Genomic DNA, 313 nt, shown 5'->3' on the forward strand with positions numbered 1-313 from the left:
GTGGCGCTGATCCACGCGGTGGGCGGCGACGGGCTGTTCATTGCCTGCGACGTTACCCGCGACGCCGAGGTGCGTCAGTTGCATGAGCGGCTGATTGCCGCTTACGGCCGGCTGGACTACGCCTACAACAATGCCGGCATCGAGATAGAGCAAAACCGCCTGGCCGAGGGTAGCGAGGCCGAGTTCGATGCCATCATGGGCGTGAATGTGAAGGGCGTGTGGTTGTGCATGAAATACCAGCTGCCCTTGTTGCTGGCCCAGGGCGGTGGGGTAATCGTCAATACCGCTTCGGTGGCGGGATTGGGGGCGGCGC

Annotated in this window: 1 protein-coding gene; it reads left to right on the forward strand. The window is 63.6% G+C overall.

Annotated features, from left to right (window positions below; translation table 11 throughout):
- Positions 1–313 (forward strand): SDR family NAD(P)-dependent oxidoreductase (locus tag SB765_RS28745; RefSeq protein WP_410932373.1); only part of this gene is annotated, 313 nt, incomplete at both ends.

The organism is Pseudomonas sp. SIMBA_067, assembly GCF_046534675.1.
Lineage (GTDB): Bacteria > Pseudomonadota > Gammaproteobacteria > Pseudomonadales > Pseudomonadaceae > Aquipseudomonas > Aquipseudomonas putida.